The 22057-nt window shown below is 26.7% G+C and carries 17 protein-coding genes; 6 read left to right on the top strand and 11 right to left on the bottom strand.

The features are described 5' to 3' along the window. Nucleotides 1–175: 175 nt before the first annotated feature. The 3 genes from HL033_RS02960 to HL033_RS02950 all read right to left on the bottom strand — a co-directional run bounded on the left by HL033_RS02960 (nt 176) and on the right by HL033_RS02950 (nt 3874). Nucleotides 176–1330, bottom strand: coding sequence for a ribonuclease D (locus tag HL033_RS02960; protein WP_218193820.1), 1155 nt, complete (start codon nt 1328–1330; stop codon nt 176–178). After that, nucleotides 1324–3474 (bottom strand): sensor histidine kinase NtrY-like, encoded by a 2151-nt coding sequence (locus HL033_RS02955; protein ID WP_218193819.1) that lies wholly within the window; start codon nt 3472–3474, stop codon nt 1324–1326. Before HL033_RS02955 ends, HL033_RS02960 begins: the two co-directional genes overlap by 7 nt. Before the next feature lie 118 nt (nt 3475–3592). Then, nucleotides 3593–3874 carry a cold shock domain-containing protein gene (locus HL033_RS02950; protein ID WP_218193818.1) on the bottom strand — a complete coding sequence of 94 codons (282 nt, stop codon included), beginning with the start codon at nt 3872–3874 and terminating at the stop codon, nt 3593–3595. A gap of 1224 nt (nt 3875–5098) precedes the next feature. Between HL033_RS02950 and dcd the strand changes: the two genes are divergently transcribed. The 3 genes from dcd (at nt 5099) to ccmA (ending at nt 7836) form a co-directional block, all read left to right on the top strand. After that, nucleotides 5099–5659 (top strand): dCTP deaminase, encoded by a 561-nt coding sequence (gene dcd / locus HL033_RS02945; RefSeq protein WP_218193817.1) that lies wholly within the window; start codon nt 5099–5101, stop codon nt 5657–5659. A 91-nt stretch (nt 5660–5750) separates the two neighbouring features. Further along, entirely contained in the window at nt 5751–7037 is a 1287-nt protein-coding gene (gene murA, locus HL033_RS02940) for a UDP-N-acetylglucosamine 1-carboxyvinyltransferase (protein ID WP_218193816.1), read from the top strand. A gap of 190 nt (nt 7038–7227) precedes the next feature. Then, nucleotides 7228–7836, top strand: coding sequence for a heme ABC exporter ATP-binding protein CcmA (gene ccmA, locus HL033_RS02935; RefSeq protein ID WP_218193815.1), 609 nt, complete (start codon nt 7228–7230; stop codon nt 7834–7836). A 444-nt stretch (nt 7837–8280) separates the two neighbouring features. Here ccmA and panB read toward each other — a convergent pair whose 3' ends face one another. After that, complete coding sequence (panB, locus tag HL033_RS02930; protein ID WP_254815649.1) at nt 8281–9099, bottom strand: 3-methyl-2-oxobutanoate hydroxymethyltransferase; 819 nt, start codon at nt 9097–9099, stop codon at nt 8281–8283. A 128-nt stretch (nt 9100–9227) separates the two neighbouring features. Continuing rightward, entirely contained in the window at nt 9228–10226 is a 999-nt protein-coding gene (locus HL033_RS02925; protein WP_218193814.1) for a COX15/CtaA family protein, read from the bottom strand. 1529 nt (nt 10227–11755) lie between these two features. On the opposite strand from HL033_RS02925, the gene HL033_RS02920 reads away from it, so the two are divergent. Continuing rightward, nucleotides 11756–12520, top strand: a complete 765-nt coding sequence (locus HL033_RS02920; RefSeq protein ID WP_218193813.1) for a DsbA family protein — start codon at nt 11756–11758, stop codon at nt 12518–12520. Nucleotides 12521–13432: 912 nt separating this feature from the next. Here the strand turns inward: HL033_RS02920 and hisS are convergent. Then, entirely contained in the window at nt 13433–14686 is a 1254-nt protein-coding gene (gene hisS / locus HL033_RS02915) for a histidine--tRNA ligase (RefSeq protein WP_218194506.1), read from the bottom strand. A 509-nt stretch (nt 14687–15195) separates the two neighbouring features. On the opposite strand from hisS, the gene purC reads away from it, so the two are divergent. Beyond that, nucleotides 15196–15921: a phosphoribosylaminoimidazolesuccinocarboxamide synthase gene (purC, locus tag HL033_RS02910; RefSeq protein ID WP_218193812.1), complete on the top strand. Its 726-nt coding sequence runs from the start codon at nt 15196–15198 to the stop codon at nt 15919–15921. 396 nt (nt 15922–16317) lie between these two features. On the opposite strand, the gene HL033_RS02905 is transcribed toward purC, so the two are convergent. The 3 genes from HL033_RS02905 to HL033_RS02895 form a co-directional block, all read right to left on the bottom strand. Next, nucleotides 16318–16458 (bottom strand): hypothetical protein, encoded by a 141-nt coding sequence (locus HL033_RS02905; protein WP_218193811.1) that lies wholly within the window; start codon nt 16456–16458, stop codon nt 16318–16320. 504 nt (nt 16459–16962) lie between these two features. Further along, nucleotides 16963–17448 (bottom strand): hypothetical protein, encoded by a 486-nt coding sequence (locus HL033_RS02900; RefSeq protein ID WP_218193810.1) that lies wholly within the window; start codon nt 17446–17448, stop codon nt 16963–16965. Nucleotides 17449–17813: 365 nt separating this feature from the next. Further along, nucleotides 17814–19157, bottom strand: coding sequence for a hypothetical protein (locus tag HL033_RS02895; RefSeq protein WP_218193809.1), 1344 nt, complete (start codon nt 19155–19157; stop codon nt 17814–17816). Between the two features lie 441 nt (nt 19158–19598). Here HL033_RS02895 and HL033_RS02890 point away from each other — a divergent pair, with 441 nt between their 5' ends. Further along, nucleotides 19599–20159, top strand: coding sequence for a DNA-3-methyladenine glycosylase (locus HL033_RS02890; protein WP_218193808.1), 561 nt, complete (start codon nt 19599–19601; stop codon nt 20157–20159). A 560-nt stretch (nt 20160–20719) separates the two neighbouring features. Here the strand turns inward: HL033_RS02890 and HL033_RS02885 are convergent. Both HL033_RS02885 and uppS read right to left on the bottom strand, forming a co-directional pair. Continuing rightward, entirely contained in the window at nt 20720–21364 is a 645-nt protein-coding gene (locus tag HL033_RS02885) for a phosphatidate cytidylyltransferase (RefSeq protein ID WP_218193807.1), read from the bottom strand. Beyond that, complete coding sequence (uppS, locus tag HL033_RS02880) at nt 21354–22052, bottom strand: polyprenyl diphosphate synthase (protein ID WP_218193806.1); 699 nt, start codon at nt 22050–22052, stop codon at nt 21354–21356. Before uppS ends, HL033_RS02885 begins: the two co-directional genes overlap by 11 nt. Nucleotides 22053–22057 lie beyond the last annotated feature (5 nt).

Genomic DNA, 22057 nt, shown 5'->3' with positions numbered 1-22057 from the left:
TTATTAAACTGTTTACAAAAAGTAACCCTAATAAGTATTATTCCTATCAAAATACTATTTAAATTATTTATATTAAATGATAACAATATCCTCTTATTTAACATAATTATTAATTTATAGTTATTAGTAACATAATGGAATACAAATAATAATATGTAATATAAAAATACTTAATTTAAATGTTATCTGTCAGTTTTGTCAAAATACCGATGTAATTAGAATCTTGAATTTTTATTGACGATACTATATTTGACTTGCCATTTATAAAATTTTCCACATACTTTCCAAAAAATTCATATCTCCACCCATTAATTATAGGACCTGTTTTTTGATTAATAAATTTGATTAAATCATTTTTAGAAGCTACTAATCTATATGATATATTATTTTCATAACATAGACTATGTAAAAACACTATTAATGTGCTTAATACAGATTGATCATAACTCATAGATCCGCAAAATTTTGTATATTGATAATCACAATTTTTTACAACAATAAATTCATTTAATAGTATATCTTGTAAATATTCTTCTTTAACGTATTGTTTTATAACACTAATATCTTTTCCACATGCAAGATCACGAATTAAGTATAAAAGAGATTGATTATTGATAATAATGTTACGATTCACATTAAAATGTCTTGCTAATTTTTCACGCCATTCAACTATATACTTTGCTATTAAAATGTAATCTTCTGTAATATTATGAACAAATTTCAATCCATCAAAAATAGCATCATAATTTATCTTATTAACCTCTATTGCTTGCATTTCTTCAAAAAACCACAATAATCTTTCATGAGATACAAGTCTTTCGTAAATTTTAGCATAAAGTTGATATAAGTATACTACATCATCCAAAGCGTAATCTATTTTATTTTGTGATAAAGGACGCAGCATCCAGTTAGTTTTCTTTAATAACAATTTATCTAATGTTATTCCCAAAAACTGCTCAACTAATTTTGAATAACTTACCGCATTATCATAATAATTACATAACATTGCAGCAATTTGAGTATCAAAAATTGGGCTAGGACTCTGAGAAAACCTCGTTGATAAAGCTTCTAAATCTTGTCTACAATCATGAAATACTTTTGTAATATTTTTATTATAAAATATACTTTTTAATGGCGATAAGTCTAAGTTCTCTTCTAAAACATCAATAATACATTTTTGACTATGATAGGCTATTTGTATCAAACATAATTTGGGATAATACTCTTTATAGCTACGCATGAACTCTGTATCAACAGCTATATATTGAGGATGATCTTTTAATATTAAATCACAAAACTTTTTTAACTCATCTGTTGAGCTAATTAACATATCTGCTGCACCACTACTTCATTGTTTTTATATCTAGTAAACATTATCCTAACTAATCCTCCATCTCTCACATTAAAAAATTCTATAGTCGCGTTATGCTCATCTAAAATTTTTTTTACTATTGCAAGTCCTAATCCTGTACCTTGACTACGTGTAGTAACATATGGTTCTGTCAATTTATTCATTAATTCTTCCGGGAATCCAATGCCATTATCCTGTACTTCTACAACAACATAATCACCTTTTTCAAATATTGAAATTAAAATCACACCATCTACCTGACATTTTGCATCTATTGACTCACAAGCATTTTTAAATATATTAATAAAAACATGATTAATTTGAGTTTCGTCCACAAAAACATAAACAGGCAATTTTGGAGCTACAATTTTATACTGTATTACTTTACTGCTAAATTGCCCAGAAAAAATGATTTCGTCAAGTAAATGACAAATATCACAAATAACAAACACAGGATCTGACATTCTAGCAAATTTTGCAAATTCATCAACAATATTACGAATGCTAATAGTATGCCTCATTATGGTACTAATATATTTATTAAAAGTATCTTTATCTGAAGTTATTTCTTTACAATATTTACTACTCAATCTTTCAGCTGCAAGATAAATAGGAGTAATGGGATTCTTTATTTCATGAGCAATTTTTCTCGCAACATCAGACCATGCAGCCATCCTCTGAGCTTCAACAAGTTTTGAAATATCATCAAATGTAATAATATAACCTTTAGATATATCACTTAATTTTTCAATTCTTACTAATAAAGTAAAAGATTTTCTATCTCTTAAAACTGTTATCTCGCCTTTTAACACATTATTTTTTATTAACTGAGACATTTCAGGGAAAATCTCATCCAAAGAACTATACACAATATTACAAGGCGATAATAGTTCTTGCGCTTTATTATTCACTAAAGTAATAATTAGATCGCAAGTTACTGCTATTACACCTGAAGATATTCCTGATAATACAGCTTCTATAAACTCTTTTCTTTCATTAATATCTCGATATACATTAATAAGTTGCGCACGTTGCTTGCTAAGTTTTAACGTCATTTGATTAAATGCACGTGCAAGTGTAGACATTTCTTCTCCAACTTTGCCATTTTTAATGCGAAATGTTAAATCTCCTTTCTGAATTTTACGCGTAGCATAAAATAAATGTAACAACGGTTGTACTATATTTCCTGAAAAATTAATACCTACCCAAATAGCCATAAATAATAACAATAAAGAAATAAAAAGAAATATCATAGAAATTTGTATCTGTAGTGATGATACTTGTAATCGCAAATTCTTATAAGACTTCACCGCATTTTTAGTAATCAATAAATGTGATAAAAGCCTTTTATCTATAACACGCCCTACCATTAAATATGTTGAAGATTCTACATCTAATATAACTACAGCACGCATTACATCTTCATTAGAAAACACTATAACATCACGCTGCATTGTATTTAAATTATGCCACGGGACCATACTAAGATCTAAAATAAAACTTAGTTTATTACTTGCTATAATTTTATCTGGCTGAAACACAACTACTTCTGATAATCCTATTAAGTCTGATATAGATTGCAATAATTCACCTCGAAACTTTTTGTTATAATAATGCATTGTCATCAATTTACTACGCAAATAATGCGCAGCAGATAAAACGCCAACCCTGACATTTTTACGATGTTCTTGTAAATATATTTCTGCTATTTCCATAGATTCAGATATAGCAGCATCAACCTGCTTATTAACCCATGTTTTAATACTATAATTAAAAAATAAAATAGAAAAACCTGAAATAATAATCGTCGGAATAACTGCTACAACCGAAAACATTAATACAATTTTTGCTTGAAGTTTTGAACCTAACCTTCCACGTTTTTTTTGTATCCATATATGCATTAATCTATAAGATACAGTTGTGATTAACAAAAGAAATAGCATTAAGTCAACAAATACTAACTTAATCACTTTACCTGGATCAGGATTAATAGAATCACTATAATAAAATGCAATATAATAGGTAACAATAGATAATAAAAAAATAGATATTGTTAAAAATAATGCAACTAATTTAAAACGCTTTAGTTTATTATATAAAAACTGATAAATAAAATCTCTCATCCATGATACAAAAACTGGCTGCTAAAAAACTATAGAACAACCCTTAGCTTTATTGATTTTTTTATTACACCTATAAGAGTTTATCTACTAAACATTTAACAAAAAATTATATGTGACTTCAATCCGCGAGAATTTCAAGATTAACTGCTGAAACTTTTCCATTATTTTCATCAAGCTGATATTTTACTTTTTGACCTTCCTTTAAATTTTCAATCCTACTTTTTTGAAGTGAAGTGATATGTACAAAAACATCTTTGCAATTCTGCCCAAAATTCCCTCTACTCTTATTATTGTTATTACTAACATTTTTATCTTTGCAGATAAAGCCATAACCTTTTTCTATACTAAACCATTTAACATGACCAGTATAAGTTACTTTCTCATTTGTTACCTGAGACATTAAAAAACCCTTAAAAATATAAATTAAATTAAAAATATTAATACGTACATTACTAATAAGATAGTATCCTACTAGTGCTATAATACATATATTTATCTTACATACTATGGTATATTTTAATATATTAACTTGCAAGAAAAATATTATGGGCATACATATAATAAATTATTAGCTGCAAATTATAAGATAATTAATGATTTAAATATTTTTTAGATACTGTTATTTAAATTGCTAACAATATATTTTAAAAAAATTATAGAGTTTATAATTAAATTAATATTTAAATTCACTCACCATTTATAGTATCATTTTAGTAAAATAAGTGTAAGGTAAGTTGTAATAAAAATAACATTTATGTAATCAATAACTCCATTATTTCAGTTCATAAATATAACATTAGCTAAATAAATCAGTATAATCTTGTATTTATTAGTATTAATACATGCATAGTATATGCCCATACCTTAACTTATACTTTTTTGTATCATCTTAATATATATTATATATAATAACTTTTTACTTTTATAATTAATCTAACATGTCATAATTAGCACTATGTTAAAATATATATTTCAGTTATTTATAATAATGCCATATATAATGCTGCTAATCTAGCATAACACATTGTTTGTTGTTATATAAAAACAATATTGAAACAGGGTTAATTGAATTAGTCAATAATTATGCTTACCTTAATAAGCAAAATCCGTAATATATGTTTCTATGCAGTAAATTCTTATTTGCTAGATATTTTAATTACTCAACAATTAGTACAAAATTAATAATTAATCAATATTCTTTAGTTAAAGAAAAGTATTATCTTCACAACAAAAAGTAAATTCTATATTACTAATAAGTTGATAAATTTTATGGTAATTTTTCTAAAAATAACATAGTTTTTGAAATACAAAATGTATACTTTAAGCTTATTATTAATAATATAAAAGTATCAAAACATTCAACTAATATATTCAACATATATTACATTGGTAATGCATGAAGTTTATTTAGTATGCCTCGTAAATACTTGTATTATAAGTTTTCTTATTATGTATTATTTTTATACGGTAAATTTTACTTCACTAATAACCTAAAAATTTCTCCCTTATGAAGACTTTTATATATGCTTTTGAACATTGTGTTATTTAGGAAGTTTTACTTGCATTTCATAATTATTAATTATAAACTACCACTTTATCTTTTTATACTAAAGTAAAGTTTTATATGTCAGTAATGCCTGATCATTGGATTAAAGAAAGAGCAATATATGATAAAATGATAGAACCTTTTGTTGATTGCAAAAAAAGTATAGGTGTTTTATCTTATGGACTCTCATCATATGGTTATGATGCAAGAGTCAATAATGTATTCAAAATCTTTACCAATGCACATTCTGTTATTATTGATCCTAAAAATTTTTCCTCAGAAAGTTTCATTGATAAAACAACTGATATCTGTATAATACCACCAAATAGCTTTGTACTAGCAAAAACAGTAGAATATTTTAAAATTCCTAAAGACGTAATTGTATTATGCGTTGGAAAATCTACATATGCTAGGTGTGGGGTTACAGTAAATGTTACGCCTCTGGAACCTGGATGGGAAGGGTATGTTACTTTAGAATTTTCGAATACTACCCCGTTGCCAGCTAAGATATATGCTTTTGAAGGAGCATGTCAATTCATATTTCTACAAGGTAAAAGTCAATGCAACACTTCTTATGATGAAATGAGTGGAAAATATATGAAGCAAGTAGATGTGACATTACCAATAATAAGCTCGTAAACAATAAAATCAATACTCATATTATGCAAGAAAAAATAATAACTGTGCTTTATGCATCAAAAAAATTCTACTATTGTTAATAGTTCAATACATGACAAAAGTACTTTACGTAAATAATAACAACCGCCCTATCTCTGGAAAAGTAATAGTAAATGGAGCAAAAAATTCTGCATTGCCAATAATGGCAGCATGCATACTTTTTAATCAACAAGTAACACTGCATAATATACCAAATATTACAGACACAATAACAATGGCTGAACTGTTAACTAACCTTGGAGCTGAAGTTCAATTTATATATAACAGACACAATAAAGCTAATCATACTGTAAACATTAATTGCAAAAATTTACATAAAGAAATAGTGCCTTATAACTTAACACATAAGATGCGCGCATCCTGTTTAATTATAGGACCAATTTTAGCACGACTTAAAAAAGCTAAAATAGCACTACCTGGAGGGTGTGCAATAGGTAAGCGTCCAATAGATATGCATCTAGAAGCACTACAAAAAATGGGCGTTCATATTCAAATAAATAATGACTATATCGAGTATTCAGTAAATGGTACATTACAAGGATGTGAAATTAATTTTCAATCTGTAAGCGTAGGAGCAACGGAAAATATATTAATGGCGGCTATTCTAGCGAATGGAGTCACTATCATTAACAATGCTGCAATAGAACCAGAAATCTCAGATTTAGCCAATTTTTTAGTTATGGCAGGTGCAAACATTTCAGGAATTGGCACTAAAACATTAAAAATTCAAGGAATAAACCAATTATCAGAATGTCATTACTCAATAATTCCTGATAGATTAGAAGCTGGAACATATGCACTAGCTGCAATATTAACACGTGGCTGTATTGAACTTGTAGGAATAACCGTAAACAATATTAAATGCTTCCTCGACCATCTTAAAGCAATAGGAGGTAATATTCAGCAAACACATAATAGTATCATTGTATCAAATATGAAAAACAAAATTAATGCTATATCTATAGATACACATCCTTATCCAGGATTTCCCAGTGACATGCAAGCACAATTTGCATCTGTATTATGTCATGCAACTAATACATCATATATTAAAGAAAATATCTTTGAAGATCGATTTTTATACATTGGTGAATTAATTAAAATGGGAGCTAACATTATAATACAAGATAAAACTGCTATAATAACAGGAGTAAAATCCCTAAATGGTACTTCCGTACAGGCGACTGACTTAAGAGCTGCTGCAGCATTATTAATCGCAGGCTTAACAGCAAAAGGTACTACTATAATAAACAATGCCAATAACTTATATAGAGGATATGAAGCAATCGAGGAAAAACTCAATCTATGCGGTGCAAATATAAAACTTATTGATCAATAACTTTATAATCGACCAACTATAAAACACAGCAAATTGCTATGTTTCAAAAAATCAGAAATATACAATTTGTAATCAAGATTATTTTAGCCATTATTGCATAATTGCATAATAGTTATATCAAGCAAAATAAACATCCAACTTGTGAATTAACTATTTTCATGATATACTGCACCAGTTTAGTCAGAAAGCAATGCTAGAATGTATTAATGTATCCTGTTACAGGGGGGAAAGACGTTTATTTAACAACTTAAGTTTTTCTGCAAATAAGGGCTCAGTAACTATAATTACAGGGGGAAATGGAAGCGGAAAAACAACTCTTTTAAGAGCTATTATAGGTTTTTTTCCAATACGATCTGGTAGTATAAAGTTCCATAATTGCCCTATAAAACTCTCTGATTCATATACTTCGCAAGTGACATATATCGGTCATAAAAATGCTTGTAACGATACATTTACTGTTTTAGAAAATTTAAAATTTTGGGCAGCTCTTAAAGACACACAGGAATTAGTTGAAGCAGCAGTATGCTTTTTAGGTATTAATCAAGTTTTAGACATACAGTATAAAAACTTATCTGCCGGATGGAAAAGAAAAGTTGCTTTATCAAGGCTCTTAATATATAACACATTAATATGGGTGATTGACGAGCCATTTACAAACTTAGATCATAATTCTATACAATTGATAACTGAATTAATTTCAATTCGCCAAAAACAAAATGGTATTATTATCGTAGCTGATAACAAAGCCAATATAAACTTCACTCCTTGTCAAATAATAAATATTGAGTCTTTTTTCTAGAAAAATTTATTGTCCATGAGTTGGTATCTAAAAAATATATGATATATAATACTTACAAAAGACAGAATAATTATTAGTCCATATATACCACAAAGTTAATATAAATCTTATCTATTAAAAATAAGCATTAATTTTTTTCACAAACACTCCATAATTCATTAATCGATTATTTAAAAAATATATGATATACCATAAATAACGCTTACAATAACTGACAAATCCACAAATCAATTACCTACATAATTTTAAGTATCAGCAGCACTTAAATAACAGCCTATAATATAATAAGAAAAGCAAAAATTTATATAAAAACACTTTTAAAGTCATAAGAATCCTACTTTAAAATGATCAGTTGCTTTTTTAAAAACGCCACACCTACCTATTTCAAAACTTATTATCAGTCAATAGAAAATACTTATGTTATTTTAGTACATAAATCCATGTTTATAATTTATAACAATAAATATCACTAGGAAATTTTTTATCTTTAACTTCCTGTGCATAACTACTAACTGCTTCTTCGATAACCTCATTAATATTAGCAAATTTTTTAACAAATTTTGGACAATATTTTGATAAACCTAACATATCATCAATAACTAAAATTTGTCCATCACAAGAAAGAGAAGCACCTATACCAATAGTGGGGACAGGAATATCATTTGTAATTTTAACAGCTAAACTCTCATTTATACACTCTAACACCACAGCAAATGCACCTGCATTATAGATTTCTTCTGCATCTTTTACTATAGATGCATATGACAAATCAGTATTTCCTTGACATTTATATCCACCTAATTTTTTAAAATGTTGTGGCATAAGACCGACATGACCCATCACTGGAATACCATTGCGTGTTAAAAAAGATACTATATTAGCAATTTCATACCCACCTTCCATTTTTACAGCATCACATCCAGTTTGACTTAATATCTTAGCAGCATTCTCATATGCAATTTCTTTAGTAAAGTAACTTGCAAACGGCATATCAACTACTACAAATGACTTCTTTCTAGCCTTAACAACAGCTTTACCATGATTAATCATCATATCTATAGTAACTTCTAAAGTAGACTCCATACCATAAACAACCATACCAACAGAATCTCCTACCAGTAAAAGATCACAATATTGATCAGCTAAACTTGCTATTGAGAACGTATGCACAGCTAAGCAAACTATTTTTTCTCTTCCTTTTTTATTTTGAATATCAATAATATTAACTTTTTGTCTCACAATAACTAATCCCCTGAATACCACAATGTACAGCACTTTACATATTGCTTTATAATATGTAAATGTTTATTTTAATACATACATCATTAAAATATTTGAAAAAGTAAAAATGCTTTTAGATACTTAAACATTATATAAAAATATAGACAAATTTATTTCTGCTTTAACTTTGTACAATGCAAAATATACAAAGAAATGGAGCACAAAATAAACGCCATTATTTGATGCATGGCTGCTAAAAATATTGGTACATGATATAATAAAGTACCAATACCCAATATAAACTGAGTAATAGTACACACACATAATAAATACATCACACGATAAGATCTTAATATTATTGTAGTAATTATAACAAATGTGATAATAATCATTGCTACAACTCTATGAATAAATTGCACAGTAATAATATTATCAAAAAGATTACGCCACCATGGATGCATAAAAAATAAGCCTTTTGGAACTATCTCTCCATCCATCAAAGGAAAAGTATTAAATATCAATCCAGCATTTAATCCAGCTACTAAAGCACCATATATTATTTGAAAAATTATCAGAATAAAGATAATCTTAAGTAGGACCATTCCTGTAAAATTTACAGTATTTACATCATTTATAACCACAATATTAAGAAAATTCTTCCATAATAAACAAAAAACTGCAAGTGCTAATAATAAGTGCGCTGCTAATCTATAATGGCTAACATACGGCATATCTACTAACCCACTTTTAACCATATACCACCCTATTAACCCCTGCAACATACCTAAAAATGCAATAATTACAAAATTATAAAGATGTTTGTTAAGCTTTTTTGTATATATAAAATAACACAATGGAACAAAAAATATTATACCTGTAACTCTTCCAAGTAATCTGTGAAAATACTCTATCAAATACAATACTTTAAATTCTTCCAATGTAATATCATAGTTTAAATATTTATACTCAGGAGTTACATTATATTTATTTTTTTCTTGAAGCCAATCATCATCATTAAGTGGTGGTATTATACCAATAATGGGATTCCATTCAGTAATTGATAGTCCTGAATGAGTAAGACGTGTTATCCCTCCAACAAAAACCATAATTAATATCATTATACAACATAACAAAAGCCATATTGCAATCTTATACTGACTTTGTTGCATTTTTGATGCCCTAACTGCTTACAATCAATTCCGTAACAATGATTCCATCATATATACTATTTAGCAAATACTAACTTTGAACTACTGCTTTTAAGCAAGTAAGTTATAACACTTGAAAAGTACTATTTATAGGAAAACATATTAATACAACAAAAGTATACAATACCTAAATATGTTTTTTGTACATTATTCACATATAATCTCACGTAAATAGACAAAAAATTTAAATACAAAATTGCTAATCAAGATAATCACATATGCGCAAATTGCTAACTAATATATAGTTCTTTATAATAACTTATAAGAAATATGTAAATATTGCATATTGTAGTATTTCAAAGGTAAGTTATCATAATAAAAAAATGGATAAAATAGTTTATTTTACTATACACCACTATTTCATAATATAAACTCCTACTTAATCGTTACAAAACATTAGCTGATAAGATTACATAAATAGTAACTTGAAGAAATCAATAAACAACTCATTCTAATTTACTCGGATTCAATAATACCTAAAAATACAAATCAATTCTTAATCCAGGATTCCATGCAGGGTGATTGAAATGATCAGTTTCAAGGTGTATTTTAGTCATTTTATTTTCTGTTCCTATAGTAAGCATCATTATTAATTAAAACTTTAAGATTCATTAGTGTATAAATATGCCATAAATCTAGTATTAAAATAAACATCAACGATATTTGCAGTAAAATCATTGTTATATATAACTAAGCAGCACACATTTAAGATCTATTCATTACATGTATAGAATAAAGTCACAATTATTAAATAAACCTCCTTCTTTTTAAACTAAGAATAAGTAGCCATTATGTAACTTCAATTTAAATTCTATTACTCATCAAATAGAAACCTTGCTATACGATATCGCAGTAAATACATAGCTAATATTAAGCAAAGGTATATAACAGAACAGTATTATTAATTACATTTAATGTTATTGAAAGTTATCTATTAATAATATATAGTGCTGTTGATAGTTTTAGTATAAAAAGTTGCTGGATGAATTCTTTAATTAGGCATTAATAAAGAATAAGTCCTATAGTATAAGTGTATACCCTATAAGCTGCGTTCTTTTAAGCATATTTTTCACTATTAACATCTATTAAGTAGAATGTAATAATTGATCCACTAATAAAGCACATCAAATTATAAAAAAACAAACATAAATTTAAATTCATTACTATAGTTTATTTATTGTATTAAAAATTTTCACAAATACTTAATTAAATTAAATTTAGTAAACACACTATTCAACAAAATATTACAATGCAAAAAAAATATAACAGAAATTATTTTGAATGTAATAAGAATAATTAGTCTTGATTAAAAGATATATCTACATTTTAGCTTCATAAAAGATTATATAATGATAGTTTTAGATTACACTCCTTAAATCAATGCAATTTAACACATTATTCTTATTAATAATATCACATAATAAATAGAACATTGACTTCAAGATTAATTCATGATAACCGTGCTGTAGATTTATTTGGTTAGGACTTAGATGGCAAGAATTTTCTTTTTACTTGGTTTAGTAATTCTAGTAGCAGGTTTTCCATTAATTAGTAGTTGGATTTCTAATAATTCTGATCATAAAAATCACAAAATTGATAAACAAGCCATAGAGTCAATTATTGAGGAGTATATTTTTAAAAATCCGCAAAAAATCACTAATGCACTTAGAAATGGATATAAGTCCTTAGCCGAATCTACAACAAGTAAAAAAATACAAGACAATATTAAAGAAATTAAAAATGCATCCTATCCCTCATTAGGGCTAAAAAATAGTAAAGTAACTGTCACAATATTTTTCGACTATTCTTGTGGATATTGCAAAATGATGCTTAACGATATCAAAAAGTTAATACAAGACAATAAAGTTCATATAATTCTAAGAGATCTTCCAATTCTTGGTGAAATTTCACAAAATGCTGCACAAGCTGCCCTAGCTATCCATTTTATTGACCAAAAAAAATATATAGATTTTTATTATGCAGCATTGGCATTGCCTAGTAATAAAACTCTGACAAATGAAACAATTTTAGAAATTGTAGAATCAATAGATATTAGTGAAAAAGATTTTAAACAATCACTGAATAGCAACTTAACATCTATCAAAAAAATGATAGAAAATAATAAAATATTAGCTTCAAAACTTGGTATAGAAGGAACTCCATCTATAATAATAGGAAATTCATTACTTGTTGGCGCAAGTGACTTACAAACCATTCAAAGTAAGATAAATCATGAATTAAAAAATGTTTCTTAAATAGAAAAACAATTAATTTATAAAAAACATAATTAAGAGTATAAGCAATTAAGACTTTTTAACATGTACTATGATGTGAAATAAACACTTACATACGTACTTTTGATTATAACTCTAGTGCTAGTGTCATAGTTTTATGCATTTTTATATAACACTTATTACATGAACGCTTTCTTACAAAACTTATTTATTCTTATACAGATTTTTTCCTAGTTCATTAAATAATTTATTATCTTCTCCCTTTATACAAGCTTTTACATAATTCATCTTAATAAAATTATTCAAAAAGCTTTAAAATAATTTATGCATCTATTGCTGTAGTAAAAAAATAGCATTATTCCCTATAAGGCATCATCATTAGTATATTAAGCATAAGAAATACCCTATCTTTTATATCTCACATATAATTTCCTATTATGTTTTCTAAAAATTTTATCGATAATAATTCTTATCTAATTTCTAATTAACTAATATATTCCATAATATATATATTCGACTAATTATAAAATACATACATAACAAATACCTACAATCAAACTTGAAATTAAAATTTTTTACTACAACTTAAAATTACTTAAATATCTCAAGTATTCAATTGCCTATTAATAACTATTCAATATACTGTTATTGTAGCATACAAATGCACACAATCTACATGCAAAATCAAATTTCTATCTATCAATTGATAAATAATTACTAAAACACACTCAATAGAAAGCAGTACATACTGTTACAGGGAATATATTGATTTTGATTCAGAAACCTAAACAATATATACAACTAACTTTTATCATCGTTTTCAATACTCAATTATCAAGACTACAAAGTTACTTTATTTTGTATTTTTACCAACCTAAATAATTAACTCTCACACAATAATAAAACAAATTATACAATCATATCTCTATATCACTAGATATTATACAGTAAAGATTCTGCTAAAAACAATTCATTAACATTTACCTCTCTCTGTTCACCTGTATTCATATTTTTTACGATAACATAATTGCTTATCATTTCTTTATCACCAAAAATTAAAGCTACCTTTGCATTTAATTTATTAGCTTGCTTTAACCCATATTTTAAACTGTCATCATAATTCCATAAGACTTTCATCCCCTGACAACGTAATTTATAAGCAAGATCTATAGCATAATTTTTTGCATTTTCCCCTATTGGAACCAACGCAATAACATTATGTTCTTCACGAGAATAACTCATTAAGGACGCTATTCTTTCTATTCCACCAGCAAACCCTACAGCTGGGGTATTATTACCTCCCATATTACTCACTAAATCATCATATCTACCACCAGCAATCACTGCACTCTGAGAACCTAAACACTCAGTTGTAAACTCAAAAACAGTATGACAATAATAATCCAATCCTCTTACCAATCTTGTATTTACCTTATATTTTATATTAACCTTTGATAATTTTTCTAAAATATTATCAAAAAACTGCTGAGAATACTTATTATAGAAATTTGTAATAACAGGTGCATCTTTTAATATATCTATATCCTGTTCATTCTTTGAATCCAATATCCTTAATGGGTTTACAGTTAATCTTCTTTTACTATCTTCTGATAAATCATTTTTATATTTGGTAAAATATTTAACTAATGAACATTTATATAAATCTATAACTTCCCTACTACCTAATGAATTTATTTCTAAAATCACTTTTTCACAAAGATTAAACGTATCTAAAATATTATAAGCTAAACAAATAATATCAACATCAGCAATATAGCTATCAATACCAAAAAATTCATAATTAATCTGATGAAATTGTCTTTGACGACATTTTTGAGGTCTTTCATAACGGAATACAGGACCACTTGTAAATATTCTTGCTGGTAAATTAAGATTATTATTAATTAATAATCTAACAACTGAAGCCGTAAATTCTGGTCTCAAGGTAATACTCTCACCATTTCTATCACTAAATATATACATTTCCTTAGTGATAATATCAGAAGTATCCCCTAAAGTTTTATAAAACACATCACTAAACTCAAAAATAGGAGTTTCAACAGGTAAAAACCCATATCTACTACCTATTTCTTGAGCTACATTTTGTATATATTGAAATTTATAAACTTCATCAAATAAAAGGTCTTTTGTACCTCTTACTGGTTGAAATTTCCCTACTAATTTAATCACAAAATAAACCTTACAATATTAGATAGTAATTTACCATAAAATACATCAACGCTAAACATATAATAGTACATAACCTATAAGCATATACAAACTTAAAAAACTTTTATCTCTGAGATAAATCTTATACTACAACCTCTTATATAAAAGATCTTTCCTACTATTGTTTACCAATACAAAAATTTTAAAAAACAAAAAGATAGCCAACAAAATGTATCCTTGTTATTTAATAAATGTTAACATAAAATATATTATTAATAATGCTAAGTATCTCTTCATTCATAATTCAATAAATATTTTCAATGAAATATTATTAGCAATTTTTATTAGTTATAATCTTCTTGATAATTAACATTACAGCACAAAATAATAAGTAAAAATTAACTATATATATAACTTTTTGCCATATACATAATATTAAGTATGTACTTTAATAAAATTTAATAATAAGTTTACAAAATTCCCTATTTATATATACAATAATAACAAGTAAGAATATTATGTTATAAATGCCAGATTACTATAAATTACTTCATGAAGGAAAAGCAAAAATTATATTTTCAAGCAATAGCTCAATGTCAGTTATACAGCACTTCAAAGATAATATTACTGCTTTTAATAATACAAAAAAAGATATTATACCTGGCAAAGGCATAATTAATAATCATATTAGTGCTTTATTAATGTCATATCTAGAGCAAAGTAATATAAAAACACATTTAATAGAAGTACTGAACAATAGGGAGCAATTAGTAACAAAAGTTGCAATTATCCCATTAGAAGTAGTAATAAGAAACGTTGCTGCTGGAAGCTTTACTAAAAGATTTAATCTTGCAGAGGGAAAGTTGTTGCAATCACCTATAATAGAATTCTATTACAAAAACGATAACTTATCTGATCCCATGGTTAATGATGATCACATAATACATTTTCAATGGGCAACAATGAGTGAATTAAAAAAAATAAAATTTATATCTTTTCAAATAAATAGCATCTTATGCAAGATTTTTTCAGATGTTAATATTAGTTTAATAGATTTCAAGATAGAATTCGGTAGATTATGCGATAACAATAAACATATAATATTAGCAGATGAAATTAGCCCAGATACATGTAGATTGTGGGATATGTCAACTAATCAAAAATTAGATAAGGATTGCTATCGGTTAAATTTAGGAAACGTAATAGAAACTTACACAGAAGTCGCAAGAAGATTAGGTACATCTTATATTTAAATAATAATATTTAACAGAAATGCTGTTTTTAATCAAAATTATAAATCAATTATTTAGTCAAATTTTTTAAATAACTTATGTTTAACAAACAATATAGTCTATAAATATTAAAAACCTATTTTATATTTATAATATCGCATATGAACAAGCTATAATATAACAGCAAAAATATTATAAACAACTTATAATAGCATACTATCAATATTTAATGGTATAACCCAATACATAAGAACAACCTAAAACATATTAAAGGTCTCAATTATTTTACAAGTAATAAACAACCTCATAATGGCAATATCATTTCTCTACTAACTTGAGTTACACCATCAAATACTGCTAATACACTATCAGAAAGCACCTTCTTACAAAATATGATTTGTACAAAAACTACATCTTTTATACTTCTAATAAGAATAATTCTTGCATACTCAATCCCAGGTTATTAAACTCTGTAACTAAAAATAATCCCCTGCTTATCAGAATACTCTCTATTAATAACGACTCATTAATTACAGCAGATCTTAATTCCCTTAACATCCTTCTTCTTTCTATTACTTCCAATCAGTAACAGAACCTACATTTCTTTGCGATAACCTATAATCTATTTTCTCTAAAATATCCTTACTACTGTTATAAAATTTACGTTCCGCAAATCGCAATTAAAAAGTATCCTTTCCTCTGCAATATCTCATGCCGCAAATATTACCCTACAAATAGCAAAACATAGCCCTGTACTTATTACAATAGAAAGCAAAGAATAATGAATAATAAAGTACCCCACCTTATCCATATATTTTTCAATACATAAGCCTCATGAAAAAATATTATAAAATAAGAACGCATGCAATACTTATAAACATAATACATAGCAGCATCATTAATTACTACCTGGACATTAATAAAACACCGCCCTTAAACAAACCAAGCGCATGCTTTATTAATGCCTACTCAAGGATTCATAAAACCATACTAAACTAAATAGTCTGATACACTATCAATAACATAAAAAGTCACTAATAATTCTCTATTACCATACCTTTTCTACAAAAGGTGATATTTCACATGACCTAGGCATCCGCTACGATAAGGAAGTAAATTCGTAACCTCACTATTAGGACCATTTTCATCATCAGAAACCTCTTCACTACCATCACAAGATTTTGAAAGAGATAAGTTACTATTGGTTTTATGCAAGTTACCTGCTATATCCTTTGTATCATCACACAAATTGTCGCCAGCAACATTACATAAATCATCTGTTCCATTACAGGCATCCCTAAGCTCTACATCAACCAAAGGTTTATCATCACAAACAACATTACTCCTTAATACTCTTAACATATCATCAAGTTGATCACTAATCTCATTAGATTCTTTTATAAGATCATCAACTTTATCACTAAGCTTCATAGATTTTTTACGCATAACTATAACAACTATAAGATTAACTATTGATGCTATCAATAGAAGCGTAGTAAAAGTAATCAAAGCTAACATTACGTTTTTCTTACTTAAAGCTATAACCATAAATACCTCACACACTATACTTATTATATTACAATAAATAGTAACCCATATAATATATTTATGCAATATTTTGCAAATTAACTAAAGAAAATAACTTATTTAGTATCATAAATACAAATTTTCTATTCAATAATACACAGATTACTCATATATAGTAATGCGAATAGCTAGTTTTACTTAATGATTTTCTAATTACATTAGTAAAACTAGTTATACCATCAATATAGTTGTGCATTAACTTTAATTAATGAAAAAACAAGTATTTCTCCTTAGAAGGACTTATCATACTAATTCTTATAAAATGCAAAACTATAAAAATAACTCTCTTTAATAAGTATATACAAAATCTCCCATAAATAATTTCATTAAGCAACAATACGTTGCTTTTGTTGCATATTTCTTACATCAATATTTTCCATGCGTGTTGATACATCACCACAATCCACATTATCAATTTGATCCATAGGAGTACTTATAGCATCATCTCTCGTACATGCTAGCATACTATTACAATCCATATTAGCAATTTGATCACTAAAAGCATTTATAGCATTTACTGATTTACTTAATAAAGGTCTACTATTCCATACAATACGATTCTTATACTTATTAAAATTGCAAAACTCTAAAATACCAACATCACTAGAATTTTCCAAATCAAAAGCAAAACATGTTGTTAATTTTCTTGTAGAAAAATTTACAATTAAATTAGTAACAGTAATATTATCAATGAGCTTATTTATATCCTTATTAAGTTTAGCACAAGACTCCTGCACTTCTAACCTATTATCAACCGTCTTATAACTCTCCAAAAGTTTACTCATAGCATAACATTCTGAAATTTGCTCATTAAAACAATCTCGCACATTAATATTATGAAAGTTAATAAATGCCTGCTTCTTTTCTGCATTATAATTACCCATAATAGGAAAAATTCTTGTTTTAAGTTTATTATACAATGCATTGAAGTTATTGATAGAAGTACCCATATTATCCACTATTTCTTGTTGAAATGTAGCTATTTGATTCATTTTTTGACAAATTGCTGCATTATTAGCAAAATATTGTTGTGTCATTTCCTTCATTACGTCAAAGACTTGCAATATCTTTTGCTGATTCATAAATATTTCATTACGAATTCTGCTAAATTGCTGCTTATCATTTTTAAATATTGCACAGCGTAAATTTTCCTCCTGTAATGATGCTCTATAATCATATTCTACATTTATATCGTCATTTAACCACTTAAAAACTTTCAACAAGTTTAATTCCTTATCTTGTAGTACAGGAACCATTGCCGCATTACTTTGACCAGAAGATACACCTTTAGTTACAACTTTCACTAACTGATTTATAACACGTTTGCTACTTTCTGATAATTGACAATATTCTGCCATTATAACTTCATCATTATACATAGAAATATCATTTAAATAATCAAACTTGTCATATGTTGCATCTCCTATAGTATCTGATATGTTCCTTTCTCTATACTTATCCAGAAAAACAGTTGCATTATAAGTTTTTGATTTTTCTTCATTATACAATTCCAATACACTATTCTTTCCTTCAATAAACATTGCTTGATGATTCGCTTGCAAACCAAAATTTCTTTCCTCTACCTCTATAACACTAGTAACAAATAACCAAGTATTTTGTGATGTACTTGTGTCAGCTGATTTATCATATGTTGTATTACTTCTATTCATAATTAATAATTTCCTTAATTTATTAAATAAATTTTATTCATATATTAATAATATACTCTTTTTATTAAAAATTCTAACCTTTTTCAAAAAATAATAATATTTATTAAAATAAATAAATTTATTTTTTAATATTTTTATTAATATTTAATAATAGATATATCTATCAACTTACATAAGAATCTAGACAGTATCCCACATATTTATTACAAATATGCATTCCCCCTACATAATTAAGTATATTAATACATAAATATTAAAGTGTTAAAAAATATATTACCTAAATAAACTTGCTCGCATATCTTGCAAAAAAATTATAAGCTTCTTAAGATATAACATCCATTTATCATGCATACCATATATTTTAACTAGATAACCTATAATACTTGACAAATTAAGTAACTATATGCAAATTAAAATATACTACTTTTTAACAATAACTGCATGTCAGATCATATCTTACTGCAATCCTTTTATGAACAACCTTCTCTTATAGTTGCAAGCAAATTGTTAGGAAAAAAAATTAGGTGTTATAACAATTACGGAATTATTATAGAAACAGAAGCTTACATTGGGTTTAATGATTTAGCTTCCCACGCTGCAAGAGGATATACTAAACGTAATTCTGTTATGTTCGGTCCTGCAGGATTCATATATGTATATTTAATTTATGGTATATATTATTGCCTTAATATAGTAACAGAACGCGAACAATTTCCAGCAGCAATTCTCATTAGATCAATAATATTAGAAACAAAAGATAATAAAATAATTATTAACGGTCCAGGAAAGGTATGTAAAGCTCTAACAATTACAAAAGATTTCAACAATACTGATATTACAGCAAATAAAAATATTTGTATTTATGACTCAAACATCAAATTTGATTATTTATGCACCCCAAGAATTGGCATCAGTAAAGCAAAAGAAAAATTTTGGAGATTTATAGCAACAAATTTACAGCAAAATAAATATTTGCATAATTTATCATACTTAAAAAATTAATATAAAAATTCACTTGGTAATTCAGTATCTTTTCTTAAAATTTGCAAATTATCATAATCTTAAACAGCTCTGCAAATCAAAACTATTAAAATAACAATATCATCTTAAATAGTTATACACATCAAAATAGCTATACAACTAAAAACATAGATTTACTTTATGCTTACTCAGCCATTAATACTAAAAAGTATTAAAATAACATGTATAATAATATTAAACTCACAATAATCATAAATTATCTAAAATACGACTTTATCCGACTGGAAAGACAGCTTTATAAAAGTAACGAAGAGTAAGTCAGAGATGCTTATAAATTGTCTTTATAATGATATCACCCTACCTGTTTACTATAGTTTTAAAATCATATTAGAATTGTCAGTAATCAGCTTTACCTCAAGCCTTCTTAATATATTTACCTATTAAGTATGCTTTAATTAATTAAAAAAATAAGTATTTCCTTAGTAAAGTAGTACTATAATATGCAGGTAATTAAATAGAAATGAAAGTCACTTCATAGTACAGAATAATCCTATACAAATATTTCCATATTCACATATAAATTAGAAAAACTTAGCAATACCTTTAATATAGTATGCAGTTAATGGGGCAGTAAAAATAAACCCATCCATACGATCAAGCATTCCTCCATGACCTGGAATAACTGACCCACTATTTTTAACATTACATAAACGTTTAATAAAAGATTCTGTAAAATCACCAATCTGAGCAATTATAGCAATAATTATCCCTATGATGAAGGAATGTGATATAGAAAATATACCAAAAATGATAGACATCATAACACTAGTAATCATGCTAAATACAATACCTCCACATAACCCAGACCATGTTTTATTAGGGCTAATTCCAGGTAATATTTTCCATCCTCCTATACTTTTCCCAATAAAATATGCTGCTATATCTGTACTCCACACACTAAATATTAACCATAATAACAACATAGTGCCATGGGGCAAGCTATATATATATAATAATGAGGCATATGGTAATATTATAATAAAAAATGCTGGTATATAAAAAACCTTCTTTCCAGCGGTCATATTTCCCCATTCAAAAGCAGAAATTACTGCTATACTAAAAAAAAGAGTATACACTACCATTCTTCCACTATACAAACTAAATATTAATACACAAAAAATTAGCACAGAAGACAACATTCTGATTAATAAATTTTTACCTACCATACCTTCTATTCCTCATTGAATATTCATTAAGTGCTTCTAAAAAATGTTTCCTTGTAAAGTCAGGCCACATTGTATTACAAAAATATAACTCAGCATATGCTAGTTGCCATAATAAAAAATTACTTAATCTTTTCTCTCCTCCTGATCTAATCAATAAGTCAACATCTGGTAAATTTTTACTAGATAAAAAATTTTTTATTACTGTTCCATCTACAACTTTAATATTATTACATATTATAGAATTTACTGCCGCTACAATTTCTTGCCTTGCTCCATAGCTTATTGCTACATTTAAAAATAACCCACTGTTATTATATGTCGATAGTTGTACTTCTTCTATTTTCTTAAGTATATTACTAGGCAACAAACTTAAGTTGCCAATAAAACTAATTCTTACTTGCTTATCTACTAAACTATAAACAGTAGATGATAAATAGCTATCTAGCAACTTCATTAAACTATCAATATCACCTTTTTCTCTTAACCAATTCTCTAAAGAAAAAGCATAAAGTGTTAAGTATCTTATAGAGTAATTAAGACATACATCTATTATTTGCTCTGCAGCACGACTCCCTGCCTCATATCCCTTAATTTTTGGCAACCCACGACCTTTAGCCCATCTTCCATTACCATCCATTATCACAGCAACATGATTAGGCAAATTATGAATATCAGCTACATAATCCATATATG

The sequence above is a fragment of the Neoehrlichia mikurensis genome (assembly GCF_019186785.1).
In the GTDB taxonomy this organism is placed as follows: domain Bacteria; phylum Pseudomonadota; class Alphaproteobacteria; order Rickettsiales; family Anaplasmataceae; genus Neoehrlichia; species Neoehrlichia mikurensis.
Note: the sequence above shows the minus strand (reverse complement) of the source record. Positions and strands in the feature narration are given on the sequence as shown.